This is a genomic window from Pseudomonas sp. TH10, assembly GCF_016651255.1.
Taxonomy (GTDB): domain Bacteria; phylum Pseudomonadota; class Gammaproteobacteria; order Pseudomonadales; family Pseudomonadaceae; genus Aquipseudomonas.
On record NZ_JAEKEG010000001.1, the window covers coordinates 1 to 14,679 of the forward strand.

General features: G+C 59.4%; 16 protein-coding genes and 2 pseudogenes. 17 read left to right on the forward strand and 1 reads right to left on the reverse strand.

Features of this window, described 5'->3' with window-relative positions; genetic code table 11:
* Positions 1 to 237 precede the first annotated feature (237 nt).
* The 3 genes and pseudogenes from rluC (at position 238) to sppA (ending at position 2,865) form a co-directional block, all read left to right on the forward strand.
* The gene (gene rluC / locus JFT80_RS00005; protein ID WP_201146497.1) at positions 238 to 1,200 is read left to right on the forward strand and encodes a 23S rRNA pseudouridine(955/2504/2580) synthase RluC; all 963 of its coding nucleotides are present in this window, start codon (positions 238 to 240) and stop codon (positions 1,198 to 1,200) included.
* Positions 1,187 to 1,853: pseudogene (locus JFT80_RS00010) on the forward strand (HAD-IA family hydrolase). Before rluC ends, JFT80_RS00010 begins: the two are co-directional and overlap by 14 nt.
* A gap of 22 nt (positions 1,854 to 1,875) precedes the next feature.
* Entirely contained in the window at positions 1,876 to 2,865 is a 990-nt protein-coding gene (gene sppA / locus JFT80_RS00015) for a signal peptide peptidase SppA (protein ID WP_201146498.1), read from the forward strand.
* A 22-nt stretch (positions 2,866 to 2,887) separates the two neighbouring features.
* Here the strand turns inward: sppA and JFT80_RS00020 are convergent, their stop codons facing one another.
* Positions 2,888 to 3,466 (reverse strand): nucleoside triphosphate pyrophosphatase, encoded by a 579-nt coding sequence (locus JFT80_RS00020; protein ID WP_201146499.1) that lies wholly within the window; start codon positions 3,464 to 3,466, stop codon positions 2,888 to 2,890.
* A gap of 105 nt (positions 3,467 to 3,571) precedes the next feature.
* Here JFT80_RS00020 and JFT80_RS00025 point away from each other — a divergent pair, with 105 nt between their 5' ends.
* The 14 genes and pseudogenes from JFT80_RS00025 to JFT80_RS00090 form a co-directional block, all read left to right on the forward strand.
* Positions 3,572 to 4,099, forward strand: a complete 528-nt coding sequence (locus tag JFT80_RS00025) for a YceD family protein (RefSeq protein ID WP_160059012.1) — start codon at positions 3,572 to 3,574, stop codon at positions 4,097 to 4,099.
* A 13-nt stretch (positions 4,100 to 4,112) separates the two neighbouring features.
* Complete coding sequence (rpmF, locus tag JFT80_RS00030) at positions 4,113 to 4,295, forward strand: 50S ribosomal protein L32 (RefSeq protein ID WP_008152339.1); 183 nt, start codon at positions 4,113 to 4,115, stop codon at positions 4,293 to 4,295.
* A gap of 4 nt (positions 4,296 to 4,299) precedes the next feature.
* Positions 4,300 to 5,310 carry a phosphate acyltransferase PlsX gene (gene plsX, locus JFT80_RS00035; protein ID WP_201146500.1) on the forward strand — a complete coding sequence of 337 codons (1,011 nt, stop codon included), beginning with the start codon at positions 4,300 to 4,302 and terminating at the stop codon, positions 5,308 to 5,310.
* Between the two features lie 123 nt (positions 5,311 to 5,433).
* The gene (fabD, locus tag JFT80_RS00040) at positions 5,434 to 6,372 is read left to right on the forward strand and encodes an ACP S-malonyltransferase (protein ID WP_201146501.1); all 939 of its coding nucleotides are present in this window, start codon (positions 5,434 to 5,436) and stop codon (positions 6,370 to 6,372) included.
* 16 nt (positions 6,373 to 6,388) lie between these two features.
* Positions 6,389 to 7,132: a 3-oxoacyl-ACP reductase FabG gene (fabG, locus tag JFT80_RS00045; protein WP_201146502.1), complete on the forward strand. Its 744-nt coding sequence runs from the start codon at positions 6,389 to 6,391 to the stop codon at positions 7,130 to 7,132.
* 196 nt (positions 7,133 to 7,328) lie between these two features.
* Positions 7,329 to 7,565 (forward strand): acyl carrier protein, encoded by a 237-nt coding sequence (gene acpP / locus JFT80_RS00050; protein ID WP_003175607.1) that lies wholly within the window; start codon positions 7,329 to 7,331, stop codon positions 7,563 to 7,565.
* A 112-nt stretch (positions 7,566 to 7,677) separates the two neighbouring features.
* Positions 7,678 to 8,922, forward strand: coding sequence for a beta-ketoacyl-ACP synthase II (gene fabF, locus JFT80_RS00055; RefSeq protein ID WP_201146503.1), 1,245 nt, complete (start codon positions 7,678 to 7,680; stop codon positions 8,920 to 8,922).
* Complete coding sequence (gene pabC, locus JFT80_RS00060; RefSeq protein ID WP_201146504.1) at positions 8,922 to 9,737, forward strand: aminodeoxychorismate lyase; 816 nt, start codon at positions 8,922 to 8,924, stop codon at positions 9,735 to 9,737. The genes fabF and pabC overlap by 1 nt, the downstream gene beginning before the upstream one ends.
* A 3-nt stretch (positions 9,738 to 9,740) precedes the next feature.
* Complete coding sequence (gene mltG, locus JFT80_RS00065; RefSeq protein WP_201146505.1) at positions 9,741 to 10,955, forward strand: endolytic transglycosylase MltG; 1,215 nt, start codon at positions 9,741 to 9,743, stop codon at positions 10,953 to 10,955.
* Between the two features lie 19 nt (positions 10,956 to 10,974).
* On the forward strand, positions 10,975 to 11,607 hold the full coding sequence (gene tmk / locus JFT80_RS00070; RefSeq protein ID WP_201146506.1) for a dTMP kinase: 633 nt from the start codon (positions 10,975 to 10,977) through the stop codon (positions 11,605 to 11,607).
* A pseudogene (locus tag JFT80_RS00075) lies at positions 11,600 to 12,584 on the forward strand (DNA polymerase III subunit delta'). The gene tmk and the pseudogene JFT80_RS00075 overlap by 8 nt, the downstream one beginning before the upstream one ends.
* A gap of 42 nt (positions 12,585 to 12,626) precedes the next feature.
* Positions 12,627 to 12,983 (forward strand): PilZ domain-containing protein, encoded by a 357-nt coding sequence (locus JFT80_RS00080; RefSeq protein WP_201146507.1) that lies wholly within the window; start codon positions 12,627 to 12,629, stop codon positions 12,981 to 12,983.
* A 14-nt stretch (positions 12,984 to 12,997) separates the two neighbouring features.
* Positions 12,998 to 13,789, forward strand: a complete 792-nt coding sequence (locus tag JFT80_RS00085) for a TatD family hydrolase (protein ID WP_201146508.1) — start codon at positions 12,998 to 13,000, stop codon at positions 13,787 to 13,789.
* 394 nt (positions 13,790 to 14,183) lie between these two features.
* On the forward strand, positions 14,184 to 14,679 hold a 496-nt coding region (locus tag JFT80_RS00090), incomplete at its 3' end, for a TetR/AcrR family transcriptional regulator (protein ID WP_201146509.1).

Here is a 14,679-nt window from a genome sequence, read left to right on the forward strand (position 1 = left end):
AAACTCTGCCCTGGCGGCTTGATTCAGGCCTCATGTCACCTGCGCTCGTTACAGCTGCAAACTCCACCGTTAAGTAGCGAAAGCCCCGTAGGACGGCCTCGCGTCCTGGTGAATTGCATTGGTCAGGGCCGGTTTTAGACCGTTGGTCCGCTGTCCAGGCCGCTTTTGGCGGCGTTCGCGACTATAGCAGCAATGATTAAGTGCTTCAATTCCATAAAAATTGTTATCATCCGCGGCATGACAACTACTGCCCCTTCGACTCCAGGCGTTCAACTGCTTGAAGTCTCGCCGGAGTATGCCGGCCAAAGAATCGACAATTTTCTCCTCGCCCGGCTCAAAGGCGTGCCCAAGACTTTGATTTACCGCATTTTGCGCAAAGGCGAAGTGCGTGTGAACAAGGGTCGGATCAAGCCCGAATACAAGCTGCAGGCGGGCGATATCGTGCGCGTGCCGCCTGTGCGCGTGCCCGAGCGCGACGAGCCGGTGCCCCTGGCTCAAGGCCTGCTGCAGCGCCTCGAAGCCTCGATTATCTTCGAGGACAAGGCCCTGATCGTGATCAACAAGCCTTGTGGCATTGCGGTTCACGGCGGTAGCGGTCTGACCTACGGCGTGATCGAAGCCTTCCGTCAGTTGCGCCCCGATTGCAAGGAGCTCGAGCTCGTCCACCGACTGGACCGAGACACCTCTGGCCTGCTGATGATTGCCAAGAAACGCAGCATGCTGCGTCACTTGCACACGGCGTTGCGCGGTGATGGCGTGGACAAGCGCTACATGGCGCTGGTTCGTGGCAACTGGGCCGCCTCGATCAAGCAAGTCCGTGCCTCGCTGGGCAAGAGCAACCTGCGTTCCGGCGAGCGCATGGTCGAGGTCGACGAGGAGGAGGGCAAGGAGTCTGTGACCGTGTTCAAGGTGCTACGGCGCTTCGGAGACTTTGCGACCATGGTCGAAGCCAGGCCAATCACTGGCCGCACCCACCAGATCCGCGTGCACACCCTGCATGCCGGGCACTGCATCGCTGGCGACCCGAAATACGGGGATGAGGGTTTCAGCAAGGAAATCCGCGACCTGGGTGGCAAGCGACTGTTCCTGCACGCTTATCTGCTGACCGTGCCGCTGCCTGATGGTGGCGAGCTGAAGTTGCAGGCGCCGGTGGATGAAATGTGGGCCAAGACTGTGGAGCGCCTGAGTGCACCCATCTGATTGCAAACTGCTGATATTTCGACTGGGACGGGACCCTCGCGGACTCCATCGGGCGGATTGTCGAGGCCATGCATGTCGGCCTCAGAGCGCTCCGGATTCGAGCTGCGCGATGATTTTGCCGTCAAGGGCATCATCGGTCTCGGCTTGCCGGAAGCGATTCGTACCCTGTACCCGGACATAAGTGAAGCGGCAACTTATCGCCTTTCGCGGGTATTACGCCGATCACTATATCGCCGCCGAAGCCGTGCCTTCGCCGTTGTTCGAGGGTGTGCTCGAGTCAATGGAGGCCTTTCGCGCCGAGGGTTATCACTTGGCCGTTGCGACCGGCAAGGCTCGTCGCGGGCTCGACCGGGTATTGAAGGCCCACGGCTGGGAAAAGTATTTCGATATCACCCGTGCGGCGGATGAAACTGCCAGCAAGCCTCACCCTCTGATGCTGGAGCAGATCCTCGCGTACTGCGAGTGTTCGCCCGGAGCAGGCGCTGATGGTTGGCGACTCCTCTTTCGATCTGCAGATGGCCCGCAACGCCGGTATGGCGTCGGTTGCCGTCAGTTACGGCGCGCAATCGATCGAGGCGCTGAAGCTGTTCGAGCCGCGACTGGCGATTGATCGTTTTTCAGAATTGCATGCCTGGCTGAATCAGCAGGCTTAACAGGTTTTTTGGGGTAGATGGCATGACCGACGAATGGAAGGCGCCCGCCAAGGCGGATGCGCAGAGCGGTGACGAGAAAAGCTGGAAATTGCTGGAAAAGACCTTGTTGGCCAGCGTGCAGGAGCAACGCCGGTCCCGTCGCTGGGGTATTTTCTTCAAGCTGCTGACCTTTGTGTATCTGTTTGGCGCCTTAATGCTGTTCACGCCGCTGATGGACATGGAAAAAGCCGCCACTCGCGGTGCCAACTACACCGCGCTGATCGAGGTCACTGGTGTGATCGCCGACAAGGAGCAGGCCAGCGCCGATAACATCGTTGGCAGCCTGCGAGCGGCCTTCGAGGATGACAAGGTCAAGGGTGTGATCCTGCGGATCAACAGCCCGGGTGGCAGCCCGGTGCAATCAGGTTATGTCTATGACGAGATCAAGCGTCTGCGCGGCCTGCACCCGGACATCAAGGTGTATGCGGTGATTTCCGATCTGGGTGCGTCCGGTGCCTATTACATCGCCAGCGCGGCGGATCAGATCTACGCCGACAAGGCCAGTCTGGTCGGCTCCATCGGTGTGACGGCGGCGGGTTATGGTTTTGTCGGCACCATGGAGAAGCTTGGTGTTGAACGTCGTACGTACACTTCGGGCGAGCACAAGTCGTTTCTCGATCCGTTCCAGCCGCAGAAGCCTGAAGAAACCGCGTTCTGGCAGAGCGTGCTCGACACCACGCACAAACAGTTCATCAACAGCGTCAAGCAGGGACGTGGCGATCGCCTGAAGGACAAAGAGCATCCGGAGCTGTTCTCCGGGTTGGTCTGGTCGGGTGAGCAGGCGCTGCCGCTGGGTTTGATCGATGGCCTGGGTAACGCCAGTTCGGTAGCGCGTGATGTGATTGGCGAGAAAGAATTGGTGGACTTCACTGTTCAGGAATCGCCGTTCGACCGCTTCTCGAAAAAGCTCGGTGCCAGCGTGGCTGAGCAGTTGGCGATGTGGATGGGTTTCCACGGGCCTTCGTTGCGTTAAGCCGTTTAAAAGATCTTTTGCTTTATGGAATCTGCACGCCTTCAGCCAGCAGCATGTCGATCAGGCGAATCAGTGGCAGGCCGATCAGGCTGGTGGCATCCGGGCCTTCGGTGGACTGGAACAGACTCACCCCCAACCCTTCAGCCTTGAAGCTGCCAGCGCAGTCGTACGGCTGCTCGATGCGCAGATAACGTTCGATGCTCGCCTGATCGAGCTGGCGCATGTTTACGGTAAACGGCACGCAGTCGACCTGGCATTGGCCGGTGTGGCTGTTGAGCAGTGCCAGACCGGTCAGGAAGGTCACGCTGGCGCCACTGGCGGCCAGCAGTTGCTCGCGGGCCTTCTCGAAGGTGTGTGGCTTGCCGATGATCTGCTCGCCGAGTACGGCAACCTGATCGGAGCCGATAATCAGATGAGCGGGGTGGCTGGCAGCCAAGGCCCGGGCTTTTTGTTCGGCGAGGCGTTTGACCAGTTCGGTGGCGGACTCGCCCGGGCGGTGGCTTTCATCGATGTCCGGCGAGCTGCAGACGAACGGCAGGTGCAGGCGGGCGAGTAATTCGCGACGATAGGTCGAGCTTGAAGCGAGTAATAAAGGCAGCATTCGCGTCTCCTGAGGCAGGTATGAATTCTAGCGGAGGCACGCAAGTGACGGACAGGGCACAATTTCCTTTGACATGGGTGGGTGCATCCCTATAATGCTGCGCCTATGTTGAATGACCCGATTCCACCTCACGTTGACCCGCGCAAATTGGCTGACCGTGGCACCACCCTTCAAGGTGAAATGCTGCTGGCCGATTTGGAGAGACTCTGCGACCCGCTTTCCGACAATGTCGGTACGGTGCAGGCGAAATTCGTTTTTGAACGAGATGAACGTAAATCTGTGGTAATCCACAGCTTTATCGACACCGAGGTCAAAATGGTTTGCCAGCGTTGTCTTGAGCTGGTCACCCTGCCGATCCATAGCGAATGCAGTTACGCTGTGGTGAAGGAGGGTGCGAATACCCAGTCGTTACCGAAAGGTTATGACGTGCTGGAACTGGGCGAAGATCCATTGGATCTGCAGTCACTGGTCGAGGAGGAGCTTTTGCTCGCCTTGCCTATCGTGCCTGCTCATCATCCGGAAGAATGCCAGCAGCCGGCGGGTCTCGATGAGCCCGAACCGAGCGAGGACGAGTCAACGCGGTCCAACCCGTTCAGTGTATTGGCGCAGTTAAAGCGTGACCCAAACGTTTAGGAGTTAATCAATTATGGCTGTTCAGCAGAACAAAAAATCCCGCTCTGCCCGTGACATGCGTCGTTCGCACGACGCCCTGACGGCAAGCACTCTGTCTGTAGAAAAAACCACCGGTGAAATTCACCTGCGTCACCACGTATCGCCAGAAGGCGTATACCGTGGCCGTAAAGTGATCGACAAGGGCGCTGACGAGTAATCACTTGTCTGCTCAAGTCATCGCGATTGACGCAATGGGCGGGGACTTCGGTCCCCGCAGCATTGTTCAGGCCAGCCTCGCTTGCCTGTCTGCTACGCCCTCGCTGCACCTGACCCTCGTCGGTCAACCCTCCCTTCTCGAAGAACTGATCAACGGCCAATCGGCTGCCGATCGCGCGCGGCTGACGATTGTTGCGGCAAGCGAAGTCATCACCATGGACGAAAAACCGACCCAGGCCTTGCGTGGCAAGCCGGACTCGTCGATGCGTGTCGCCCTTGAGTTGGTGCGTGACGGCAAGGCTCAGGCCTGTGTCAGCGCTGGCAATACCGGTGCGTTGATGGCCCTGTCGCGGTTTGTGCTGAAAACCTTGCCAGGCATTGACCGGCCGGCAATGGTTGCGGCGATTCCTACGCAGAAGGGTTATTGCCAATTGCTCGACCTGGGCGCCAACGTCGATTGCAGTGCCGAACATCTGTTGCAGTTCGCGGTGATGGGCTCTGTCGCGGCGCAGACGCTGGGTATCGCCCGTCCGCGTGTGGCGCTGCTGAATATCGGCACCGAAGACATCAAAGGCAATCAGCAGGTCAAGCTGGCGGCGACGCTGCTGCAGGCCGCCCGAGGCATCAACTACATCGGCTTCATTGAAGGTGATGGGCTGTATCGCGGTGAGGCTGACGTGGTGGTTTGTGACGGTTTCGTCGGCAACATCCTGCTCAAGTCCAGCGAAGGGCTGGCGACGATGATCGCTGCGCGCATTGAGGCGCTGTTCAAAAAGAACTTCGCCTCCCGTGTTGTTGGCGCTTTGGCGTTGCCCTTGATGAAGCGTTTGCAGGCTGATCTGGCACCGGCGCGACATAACGGCGCAAGCTTCCTCGGTCTGCAGGGCATTGTGGTGAAAAGTCACGGTTCGGCCGGGGTTCAGGGCTTTCAGAGTGCGATTCAGCGTGCGCTGATCGAGATTCAGGAGAACTTGCCCGAGCGCCTCCACGGTCGTCTGGGGGATTTGTTGTCTTAGGCGTTTTCGTCGGACAATGCTTAAATGTGACCGCCCGGTTCAAAGGGCCATCCAACTGTCAGTTTCTTGCGTCCCCAAGCGGGGCGTCATTTTCCGGCGACAAGATCATTAGGGGCTTGTTACATGTCTGCTTCCCTCGCATTCGTCTTTCCAGGACAGGGTTCGCAGTCCCTCGGCATGCTGGCCGAGTTGGGCGCGCAACATCCGCTGATCCTCGAAACTTTCAAAGAAGCATCCGATGCCCTCGGTTACGACCTGTGGGCGCTGACCCAGCAAGGGCCGGAAGAGCAACTCAATCAAACCGACAAGACCCAGCCGGCCATCCTGACCGCCTCGATCGCCCTGTGGCGTCTGTGGCTGGCAGAAGGCGGCGCGCGTCCGGCCTACGTGGCCGGTCACAGCCTGGGTGAGTACAGCGCTCTGGTTGCTGCCGGCAGCCTGACGCTGGCTGATGCGGTAAAGCTCGTTGAGCGCCGTGGTCAGTTAATGCAGGAAGCTGTTCCGGCCGGGCAGGGCGGCATGGCTGCCATCCTCGGTCTGGAAGACGCAGACGTGCTGGCAGCCTGCGTTGAAGCAGCGCAAGGCGAAGTGGTCAGCGCGGTGAACTTCAACTCTCCAGGCCAAGTGGTTATCGCAGGTGCCAAGGCTGCTGTAGAGCGCGCCATCGAAGGCTGCAAGGCTCGTGGCGCCAAGCGTGCCATGCCACTGCCGGTCAGCGTGCCATCGCACTGCGAGCTGATGCGCCCGGCCGCCGAGCGTTTTGCCGAGTCCATCGCCGCCATCGACTGGCAGGCGCCGCAGATTCCGCTGGTGCAGAACGTCAGCGCGCAAGTGCCGGCCGATCTGGAAACCCTCAAGCGTGATCTGCTCGAACAACTCTACAAGCCAGTACGCTGGGTCGAGTCGGTACAGACGCTGGCCGCCAAGGGCGCGACCAATCTGGTCGAATGCGGCCCGGGCAAAGTGCTGGCCGGTCTGAACAAACGTTGCGCCGAAGGCGTTGCGACTTCCAACCTCAATACCCCAGACGCTTTCGCTGCCGCTCGTGCAGCGCAAGCCTGAATCAGGAGAAACTTGCATGAGTCTGCAAGGTAAAGTTGCACTGGTCACCGGTGCAAGCCGCGGTATCGGCCAGGCCATCGCATTGGAACTGGGTCGTAAGGGCGCCATCGTAGTGGGTACCGCGACCTCCGCTTCGGGCGCTGAGCGCATTGCCGCGACCCTGAAGGAAAACGGTATCCAGGGCACTGGCCTGGAACTCAATGTCACCAGCGACGAATCGGTCAGCGCGGTGTTGGCGAGCATTCAGGAGCAGTTCGGTGCGCCAGTGGCGATCCTGGTCAATAATGCCGGTATCACCCGCGATAACCTGATGATGCGCATGAAAGACGATGAGTGGTACGACGTGATCGATACCAACCTGAACAGTCTATTCCGCCTGTCCAAGGGCGTTCTGCGCGGCATGACCAAGGCGCGTTGGGGCCGAATTATCAGTATTGGCTCGGTGGTGGGTGCAATGGGCAACGCTGGCCAAGTAAACTATGCAGCCGCCAAGGCCGGTCTGGAAGGTTTCAGCCGTGCAATGGCGCGTGAAGTCGGTTCGCGTTCGATTACGGTCAACTCGGTAACCCCAGGGTTCATCGACACCGATATGACCCGCGAGCTGCCGGAAGCACAGCGTGAAGCCTTGCAGACGCAGATTCCGCTGGGTCGTCTGGGACAAGCTCAAGAGATCGCCTCTGTGGTCGCTTTTCTTGCATCCGACGGTGCGGCATACGTCACTGGGGCTACAATCCCGGTGAACGGTGGGATGTACATGTAAGTAAAATGTGACGGATTGCTTCAAAAAAATGTCATACGAGCTGTCTAAAATCCGTTATAAAGCTGCAATCTATTTATAGGCAGAGGGCTGCAGGGTTTGAGGAGTGAAGCTTTCAGTTGAAAAGCTGAAAAGTCTTTCTATACACTTACCCACTGGCCAGCTGCCTGAATTTGTCCATTAGGAGTGAAAACAAGGTATGAGCACCATCGAAGAGCGCGTCAAGAAAATCGTTGCCGAGCAACTGGGCGTTAAAGAAGAAGAAGTGGTTAACACTGCTTCCTTCGTTGAAGACCTGGGTGCCGACTCCCTTGACACCGTTGAGCTGGTGATGGCTCTGGAAGAGGAATTCGAGACCGAAATCCCTGACGAAGAAGCTGAGAAGATCACTACTGTACAAGCTGCAATCGACTACGTTACTAGCCACCAGGCGTAATAGTTTGTAATCGTTGTTTGCTGTCATGGAAAAACCGCACTGCCATCATGGCGTGCGGTTTTTTCTTTAGGCCTGATGCAAAGTCGTCGTCATTTGAAAAAAGGAGAGTGCTGTGTCGCGTAGACGCGTCGTAGTCACCGGTATGGGTATGTTGTCGCCACTGGGCACGGATGTGCCGAGCAGTTGGCAGGGCATTCTGGCTGGCCGCAGTGGCATTGGTCTGATCGAACACACCGACCTTTCTGCCTATTCCACCCGCTTTGGCGGCTCGGTGAAGGGCTTCAATGTCGAGGAATACCTGTCGGTCAAGGAAGCACGCAAGCTCGATCTGTTCATTCAGTACGGTCTCGCAGCGGGTTTTCAGGCGGTTCGCAACTCGGGTCTGGAAGTCACCGACGCTAACCGTGAGCGCATTGGCGTGGCCATGGGTTCGGGTATCGGCGGTCTGACCAACATCGAAGAAACCAGCCGTACTCTGCATGAGACGGGTCCGCGTCGAATTTCGCCATTCTTCGTGCCAGGCTCGATCATCAATATGATTTCCGGCTTCCTGTCCATCCATCTGGGTGCACAGGGGCCTAACTACGCCATCGCCACTGCATGTACCACCGGTACGCACTGTATTGGCATGGCGGCGCGCAACATCATGTACGACGAAGCCGACGTGATGATCGCCGGCGGTGCCGAGATGGCCGCTTGTGGCCTGGGCATGGGCGGCTTCGGTGCCTCCCGGGCGCTGTCGACCCGCAACGACGAGCCTGCCCGTGCCAGTCGTCCATGGGACAAGGGGCGTGACGGCTTTGTGCTGTCCGACGGTGCCGGTGCTCTGGTGCTCGAAGAGCTGGAACACGCCAAGGCTCGCGGTGCGACCATCTACGCCGAGTTGATCGGTTTCGGTACCAGCGGCGACGCGTTCCACATGACCTCGCCACCTGCCGACGGCGCCGGTGCAGCGCGCTGCATCACCAATGCGCTACGCGATGCGAAGATCAACGCCGATCAAGTGCAATACATCAACGCCCACGGCACTTCGACGCCGGCCGGTGACCTTGCCGAAGCCAATGCGCTCAAGAGTGTATTCGGCGACCACGCGTACAAACTGGCGGTCAGCTCCACCAAGTCCATGACCGGTCACCTGTTGGGTGCGGCGGGCGCGGTAGAGGCGATTTTCAGTGTGCTGGCAATCAACAGCCAAGTGGCACCGCCAACCATCAACCTCGAAGAGCCGGACGAAGGCTGCGATCTCGATTTCGTGCCGCACACTGCGCGCAACATGGACATCGATGTCGTGCTGTCCAACTCCTTCGGTTTTGGCGGCACAAACGGCACCTTGGCGTTCCGTCGGTTCGCCGGCTGATGGACTGCTGGGTCGACGGTCAGCCGGCGCACGCTGTGTCGCTGAAGGATCGCGGCCTGGCCTACGGCGATGGTCTGTTCGAGACCATCGCCGTGCGCAATGGCACACCGGTATTGCTGGATCGTCACCTGGTGCGGTTGCTTGAGGGTTGCCAGCGCCTGGCAATCAACCTTGATGGCGCGGTGGTGCGCACCGAGCTGCTGGCCTATGCCCTCGCGCTCGGTGAAGGCGTACTGAAGCTGATCGTCACCCGGGGCGAAAGTGCTCGCGGCTATGCCCCGGACCCTGTCGTTGCGGCGCGCCGCATCATGCAGGGCAATCCTCCTGCGATTTACCCGCCAGCCCATGCGGAGCAGGGCGTGCGCCTGTTCCCTTGCGTCACCCGGCTGTCCTTGCAACCCTTGTTGGCTGGTCTCAAGCACCTCAACCGACTGGAACAGGTCCTCGCCCGCGCCGAATGGCAGGACAGCGAGCATGCCGAAGGCTTGATGCTCGACCAGGCCGGTCGCGTCATTGAGGGGGTGTTCAGCAATCTGTTCCTGGTGCGTGACGGTGTGTTGATCACCCCGGATCTGAAACGCTGCGGTGTCGCGGGTGTGATGCGCGCCGAAATTTTGTTTCAGGCCGAGTCATTGGCGATCCCCTCGCAAATCGCCGACATCAACCTCGAACAGCTGCAATGGGCTGATGAAGTCTTTCTCTGCAACAGCGTGTATGGCGTCTGGCCGGTGCGTGCGTATGCTGCACTGAGCTGGCCGGTTGGCCCGCTCACCCGTAAACTGCAAACCATTTCCCGCGCCCTACTGGATGCCTGATTCGTGAGACGTAAATTCTTGCTGCTGCTGGAAACCGGATTGGTTCTGGCAGGGCTGCTGCTGGGCGCCAGCGCCTGGAAGATTAATTCTGCGCTGGAACAGCCCCTGAACATCACGCAGGAAGAACTGCTGGATGTGCCGAAAGGCTCGACCCCAACCCGTACTCTCCTTGGGCTGGAAACCGATGGCGTCATCAAGGACGCGTTCTGGCTTCGGGTCTATTGGCGTTTCAACCTCGCCGGCACGCCGATCCACAGCGGTGAATACCGCATGCAGCCAGGCATGACCGTCACCAGTCTGATCGACTTGTGGAAACGCGGCGAAGTGGTTCAGTACAGCCTGACCCTGGTCGAAGGCTGGAATTTCCATCAGGTCCGTGCGGCCCTCGCCAGGGACGAAAAACTCCAGCAGACCCTCGCAGGTTTGAGCGACTCCCAGGTGATGGAAAAGCTCGGCCACCCGGGGATTTTTCCGGAGGGGCGTTTTTTCCCCGATACCTATAGTTTCGTTCGCGGCATGAGCGACATCGAATTGCTCAAGACTGCTTACGAGCGCCTCGACGAAGTGCTGGCCAGGGAATGGAACCAGCGAGCGGCTGATCTGCCCTACGCCGATCCGTACCAGGCGCTGATCATGGCCTCCCTGGTGGAGAAGGAAACCGGTGTGCCACAGGAGCGCGGGCAGATTGCCGGCGTGTTCGTGCGACGCATGGCGTTGGGCATGCTCCTGCAGACTGATCCAACCGTGATCTACGGCCTGGGCGATCGCTACAGCGGCAAATTGACTCGCGCCCACCTCAAGGAAGCGACGCCGTATAACACCTACATGATTTCCGGCCTGCCACCGACGCCCATCGCCATGGTCGGGCGCGAAGCGATTCACGCGGCATTAAATCCGGTGGCCGGCAGCAGTCTGTATTTCGTTGCCCGTGGCGACGGCAGTCATGTTTTTTCCGATGACCTGGATGCGCACAACAACGCAGTGCGCGAGTACCAGCTCAAGCGTCGCGCCGATTACCGTTCCAGCCCGGCACCGGCGACTGCACCTGAGGCAACAGCGCCGCAAACACCTGACACCAACAGCCCGGCCCACGAAGCGCCGATTCCTGCCGCGTCGCCCAACCCCGATCCCGAGGCTTTGCCCCAGGTCGCACCGCAGGAGTCGCCAGCGGCGCCTGCAGCCGAACCGGACTCCACCACGCCGCAAAGCCCGCAATGACCCTGACTAAGGACTGCCTGTGACTGGCTTGTTTATTACCCTGGAAGGCCCTGAGGGCGCTGGCAAGAGCACCAATCGCGAATACCTGGCCGAGCGCCTGCGCGCCGCCGGTATCGAAGTGGTGTTGACCCGCGAGCCGGGTGGCACCGCGCTGGCCGAGCGAATTCGTGAGGTGCTGCTGGCGCCGGTCGAAGAAGCCATGAACCCGGACACTGAACTGCTGTTGGTCTTCGCCGCTCGCGCCCAGCACCTGGCCGAAGTCATCCGCCCGGCATTGGCCCGTGGCGCGGTGGTGCTGTGCGATCGTTTCACCGATTCGACTTATGCCTATCAGGGTGGCGGTCGTGGTTTGTCGCTGGAGCGTATCGCCACGCTGGAAACCTTCGTGCAGGGCGACCTGCGTCCGGACCTGACGCTGATTTTCGATCTGCCGGTGGAAATCGGCCTGGCCCGCGCCAGTGCCCGTGGCCGTCTGGATCGGTTTGAACTGGAAGGTCGGGCGTTTTTCGAAGCCGTGCGCAGTGCGTTCCTGAAGCGCGCCGAAGCCGATCCTGCGCGCTATGTGCGCATCGATGCCGGTCAACCACTGGCCAAGGTTCAACAATCGCTGGATACCTTGCTCCCGAACTTGCTGGAGCTGGCCCGTGGCTGAGGCCTATCCATGGCAGGACAGCCTCTGGCAGCAACTGGCCGGGCGTAGTCAGCACGCGCACGCCTACCTGCTGCATGGCCCCGCCGGGATCGGCAAGCGGGCGCTGGCCGAGCGCTTGATGGCAAGCCTGTTGTGTCAGCGTCCGACGCCGCAAGCCTGCGGCGAGTGCAAATCCTGTCTGCTGCTCAAGGCCGGCAGCCATCCGGACAATTACATCCTCGAACCAGAGGAAGCCGACAAGGCGATCAAGGTCGACCAGGTGCGCGATCTCGTCAGCTTCGTGGTGCAGACCGCGCAACTGGGCGGGCGCAAAGTGGTGTTGATCGAGCCGGTCGAGTCGATGAACATCAACGCCGCCAACGCCTTGCTGAAAAGCCTTGAAGAGCCATCCGGCGATACCGTTTTGCTGCTGGTCAGCCATCAGACCAGTCGTTTACTGCCGACCATCAAGAGCCGTTGCGTGCAACAGGCCTGTCCGCTGCCGAGCGAAGCGATGAGCCTGCAGTGGCTGGCTCAGGCGCTGCCGGACTGTTCGGCTGAGGAGCGCGTCGAGTTGCTGACGCTGGCCGCCGGTTCGCCGTTGATGGCGGTCAGTCTGCAAGCGCAAGGCGTGCGTGAGCAAAAGGGCGCAGGTGGTCGAGGGTGTGAAGAAGTTGCTCAAGCAACAGCAGTCGCCGACGCAACTGGCCGAGGAATGGAAAACCATCCCGATGCTGCGTCTGTTTGACTGGTTCTGCGACTGGTCGAGCCTGATCCTGCGCTATCAATTGACTCAGGATGAGGCAGGCTTGGGGCTGACTGATATGCGCAAGGTCGTGCAGTACCTCGCGCAGAAAACGGCACAGGGCAAAGTCCTCGAGATTCAGGACTGGATTCTCGCCCAGCGGCAGAAAGTCATGAGCAAGGCCAACCTCAACCCGGCCTTGTTGCTGGAAGCGTTGTTGGTGCAATGGGCGGGATTGCCTGGCCAAAGATAACAATGTGTACCTAGACTCTGAGCATCAGCAGTGGAGGTCATCATGAATGAACCCGTCAGCCCCGGGCCGCGTAACGGCATTTTGTCCCTGACCATCAAGGACAAGTCGGTGCTTTACGCCGCCTACATGCCGTTCATCAGGAATGGTGGCCTGTTCATCCCGACCAACAAGAGCTACAAGTTGGGCGATGAGGTGTTCATGCTGCTCAACCTGATGGACGAGGCGGAGAAGATTCCAGTGGCCGGCAAGGTTACCTGGATCACCCCGAAAGGTGCGCAAGGCAACCGCGCCGCCGGTGTCGGCGTGCAGTTCAACGATGGCGACAACACGGCCCGCAGTCGAATCGAAACCCATCTGGCCGGAGCCCTTAAGTCCGACCGTCCTACTCATACGATGTAAGTAGCCGTATTTTTATGCTCGTAGATTCCCATTGTCACCTTGATCGCCTCGACCTTGCCGCCCACAACGGCTCACTGGATGCCGCGCTGGACGCGGCCCGCCAACGGGGCGTCGGTCACTTCCTGTGCATTGGCGTCAGCGTCGACAATGCCGCCGACGTCAAGGCCCTCGCCGAGCGTTACGACGACGTCGACTGCTCGGTGGGCGTGCATCCGCTGGACGTACAGCCCGGTGCTGCGCCAGCACTGGACTGGCTGCTGCAGGAGCTCAACCATCCGCGCGTGGTAGCCATTGGTGAGACGGGCCTGGACTATCACTACGAGCCGGAAGCGGCCGAGTTGCAGCAGGCGTCCTTTCGTCTGCATCTGCAGGCGGCGCAGCAGACCGGCAAACCGGTGATCATTCACACCCGCGGAGCCCGCGCCGATACGCTGGACCTGCTGCGCGAAGCCGCGCTGCCTCAGGCCGGGGTGCTGCATTGCTTCACCGAAGACTGGGACATGGCCAAAGCGGCGCTGGACATGGGTTATTACATTTCCTTATCCGGGATTGTCACCTTTCGCAATGCCGATGCGCTGCGCGATGTCGCGAGCAAGGTCCCGGCCGATCGACTGTTGGTGGAAACCGATTCGCCGTATCTGGCGCCTATCCCTTATCGCGGCAAACCGAACCTGCCGCAGTATGTGCGTGAGGTTGCGGAATTCCTGGCGATGTTGCGCGGGGAGTCCTACGAGCAATTTGCAGCGCAGACCACTGAGAACTTCAAACGGCTGTTTCCATTGGCCCACGTCAGGGCGTCGGCGTAACGCAGGTACAAGAGATCGCAGCCTTCGGCAGCTCCTACGGGGCTTTGGCCCCTGAATCGCAGGCAAAAAAACCCGGGTTCTGGGGGGTGAATCCGGGTTAAGACCATTAGGAGTAAAACAAAGATACGCGGTCCGTTGGTACCTTTATCGGCGCGACACTTGGGGGAGATGTCGACCGACAGTTCAAGTATTGATCAGTCTGGCGTGCAGTCCAGTTGGCCGGTCGGGGTTTTTAAACAAATTTGGAATACGTTTGCTTCAGTTGAGTTCTCATTGCGCCCAAAACGTTCTCAAAACGAACAAGAAACACAGATATGGTCGGATGATCCGTGCATTTTTGCGCAAGTTAGGCATAATACGCGGCTTCGAATTTTGACCCTTCAGACCTTTTCTTATGCACAAAGAACCTCGTAAGGTCCGTGAATTTCGTCGCCGCGAGCAAGAAATTCTCGATACCGCGCTCAAGCTGTTCCTCGACCAAGGTGAAGACAGTGTCACCGTCGAGATGATTGCTGATGCCGTCGGTATCGGCAAAGGCACGATCTACAAGCACTTCAAGTCCAAGGCCGAGATATATCTGCGGCTGATGCTCGATTACGAGCGCGATTTGAACGAGCTGCTGCATTCGGCCGATGTCGACAAGGACAAGGAAGCGCTGTCCCGCGCCTACTTCGAATTCCGCATGCGTGACCCGCAGCGCTATCGCCTGTTCGATCGTCTCGAAGAGAAGGTGGTCAAGGGCAATCAGGTGCCGGAAATGGTCGAGGAGCTGCACAAGATCCGTGCCTCGAACTTTGAACGCCTGACCCTGCTGATCAAGGGCCGTATCAGTGAAGGCAAGCTCGAAGACGTGCCGCCGTACTTCCATTACTGCGCGTCCTGGGCGTTGG

What these genes read in the sequence shown, in the direction of transcription:
- rluC (WP_201146497.1), top strand. Translation starts at nt 238, where the DNA reads ATGACAACTACTGCCCCTTCGACTCCAGGCGTTCAACTGCTTGAAGTC.
- sppA (WP_201146498.1), top strand. Translation starts at nt 1,876, where the DNA reads ATGACCGACGAATGGAAGGCGCCCGCCAAGGCGGATGCGCAGAGCGGT.
- JFT80_RS00020 (WP_201146499.1), bottom strand. Translation starts at nt 3,466, where the DNA reads ATGCTGCCTTTATTACTCGCTTCAAGCTCGACCTATCGTCGCGAATTA.
- JFT80_RS00025 (WP_160059012.1), top strand. Translation starts at nt 3,572, where the DNA reads ATGTTGAATGACCCGATTCCACCTCACGTTGACCCGCGCAAATTGGCT.
- rpmF (WP_008152339.1), top strand. Translation starts at nt 4,113, where the DNA reads ATGGCTGTTCAGCAGAACAAAAAATCCCGCTCTGCCCGTGACATGCGT.
- fabD (WP_201146501.1), top strand. Translation starts at nt 5,434, where the DNA reads ATGTCTGCTTCCCTCGCATTCGTCTTTCCAGGACAGGGTTCGCAGTCC.
- fabG (WP_201146502.1), top strand. Translation starts at nt 6,389, where the DNA reads ATGAGTCTGCAAGGTAAAGTTGCACTGGTCACCGGTGCAAGCCGCGGT.
- acpP (WP_003175607.1), top strand. Translation starts at nt 7,329, where the DNA reads ATGAGCACCATCGAAGAGCGCGTCAAGAAAATCGTTGCCGAGCAACTG.
- pabC (WP_201146504.1), top strand. Translation starts at nt 8,922, where the DNA reads ATGGACTGCTGGGTCGACGGTCAGCCGGCGCACGCTGTGTCGCTGAAG.
- JFT80_RS00080 (WP_201146507.1), top strand. Translation starts at nt 12,627, where the DNA reads ATGAATGAACCCGTCAGCCCCGGGCCGCGTAACGGCATTTTGTCCCTG.
- JFT80_RS00085 (WP_201146508.1), top strand. Translation starts at nt 12,998, where the DNA reads ATGCTCGTAGATTCCCATTGTCACCTTGATCGCCTCGACCTTGCCGCC.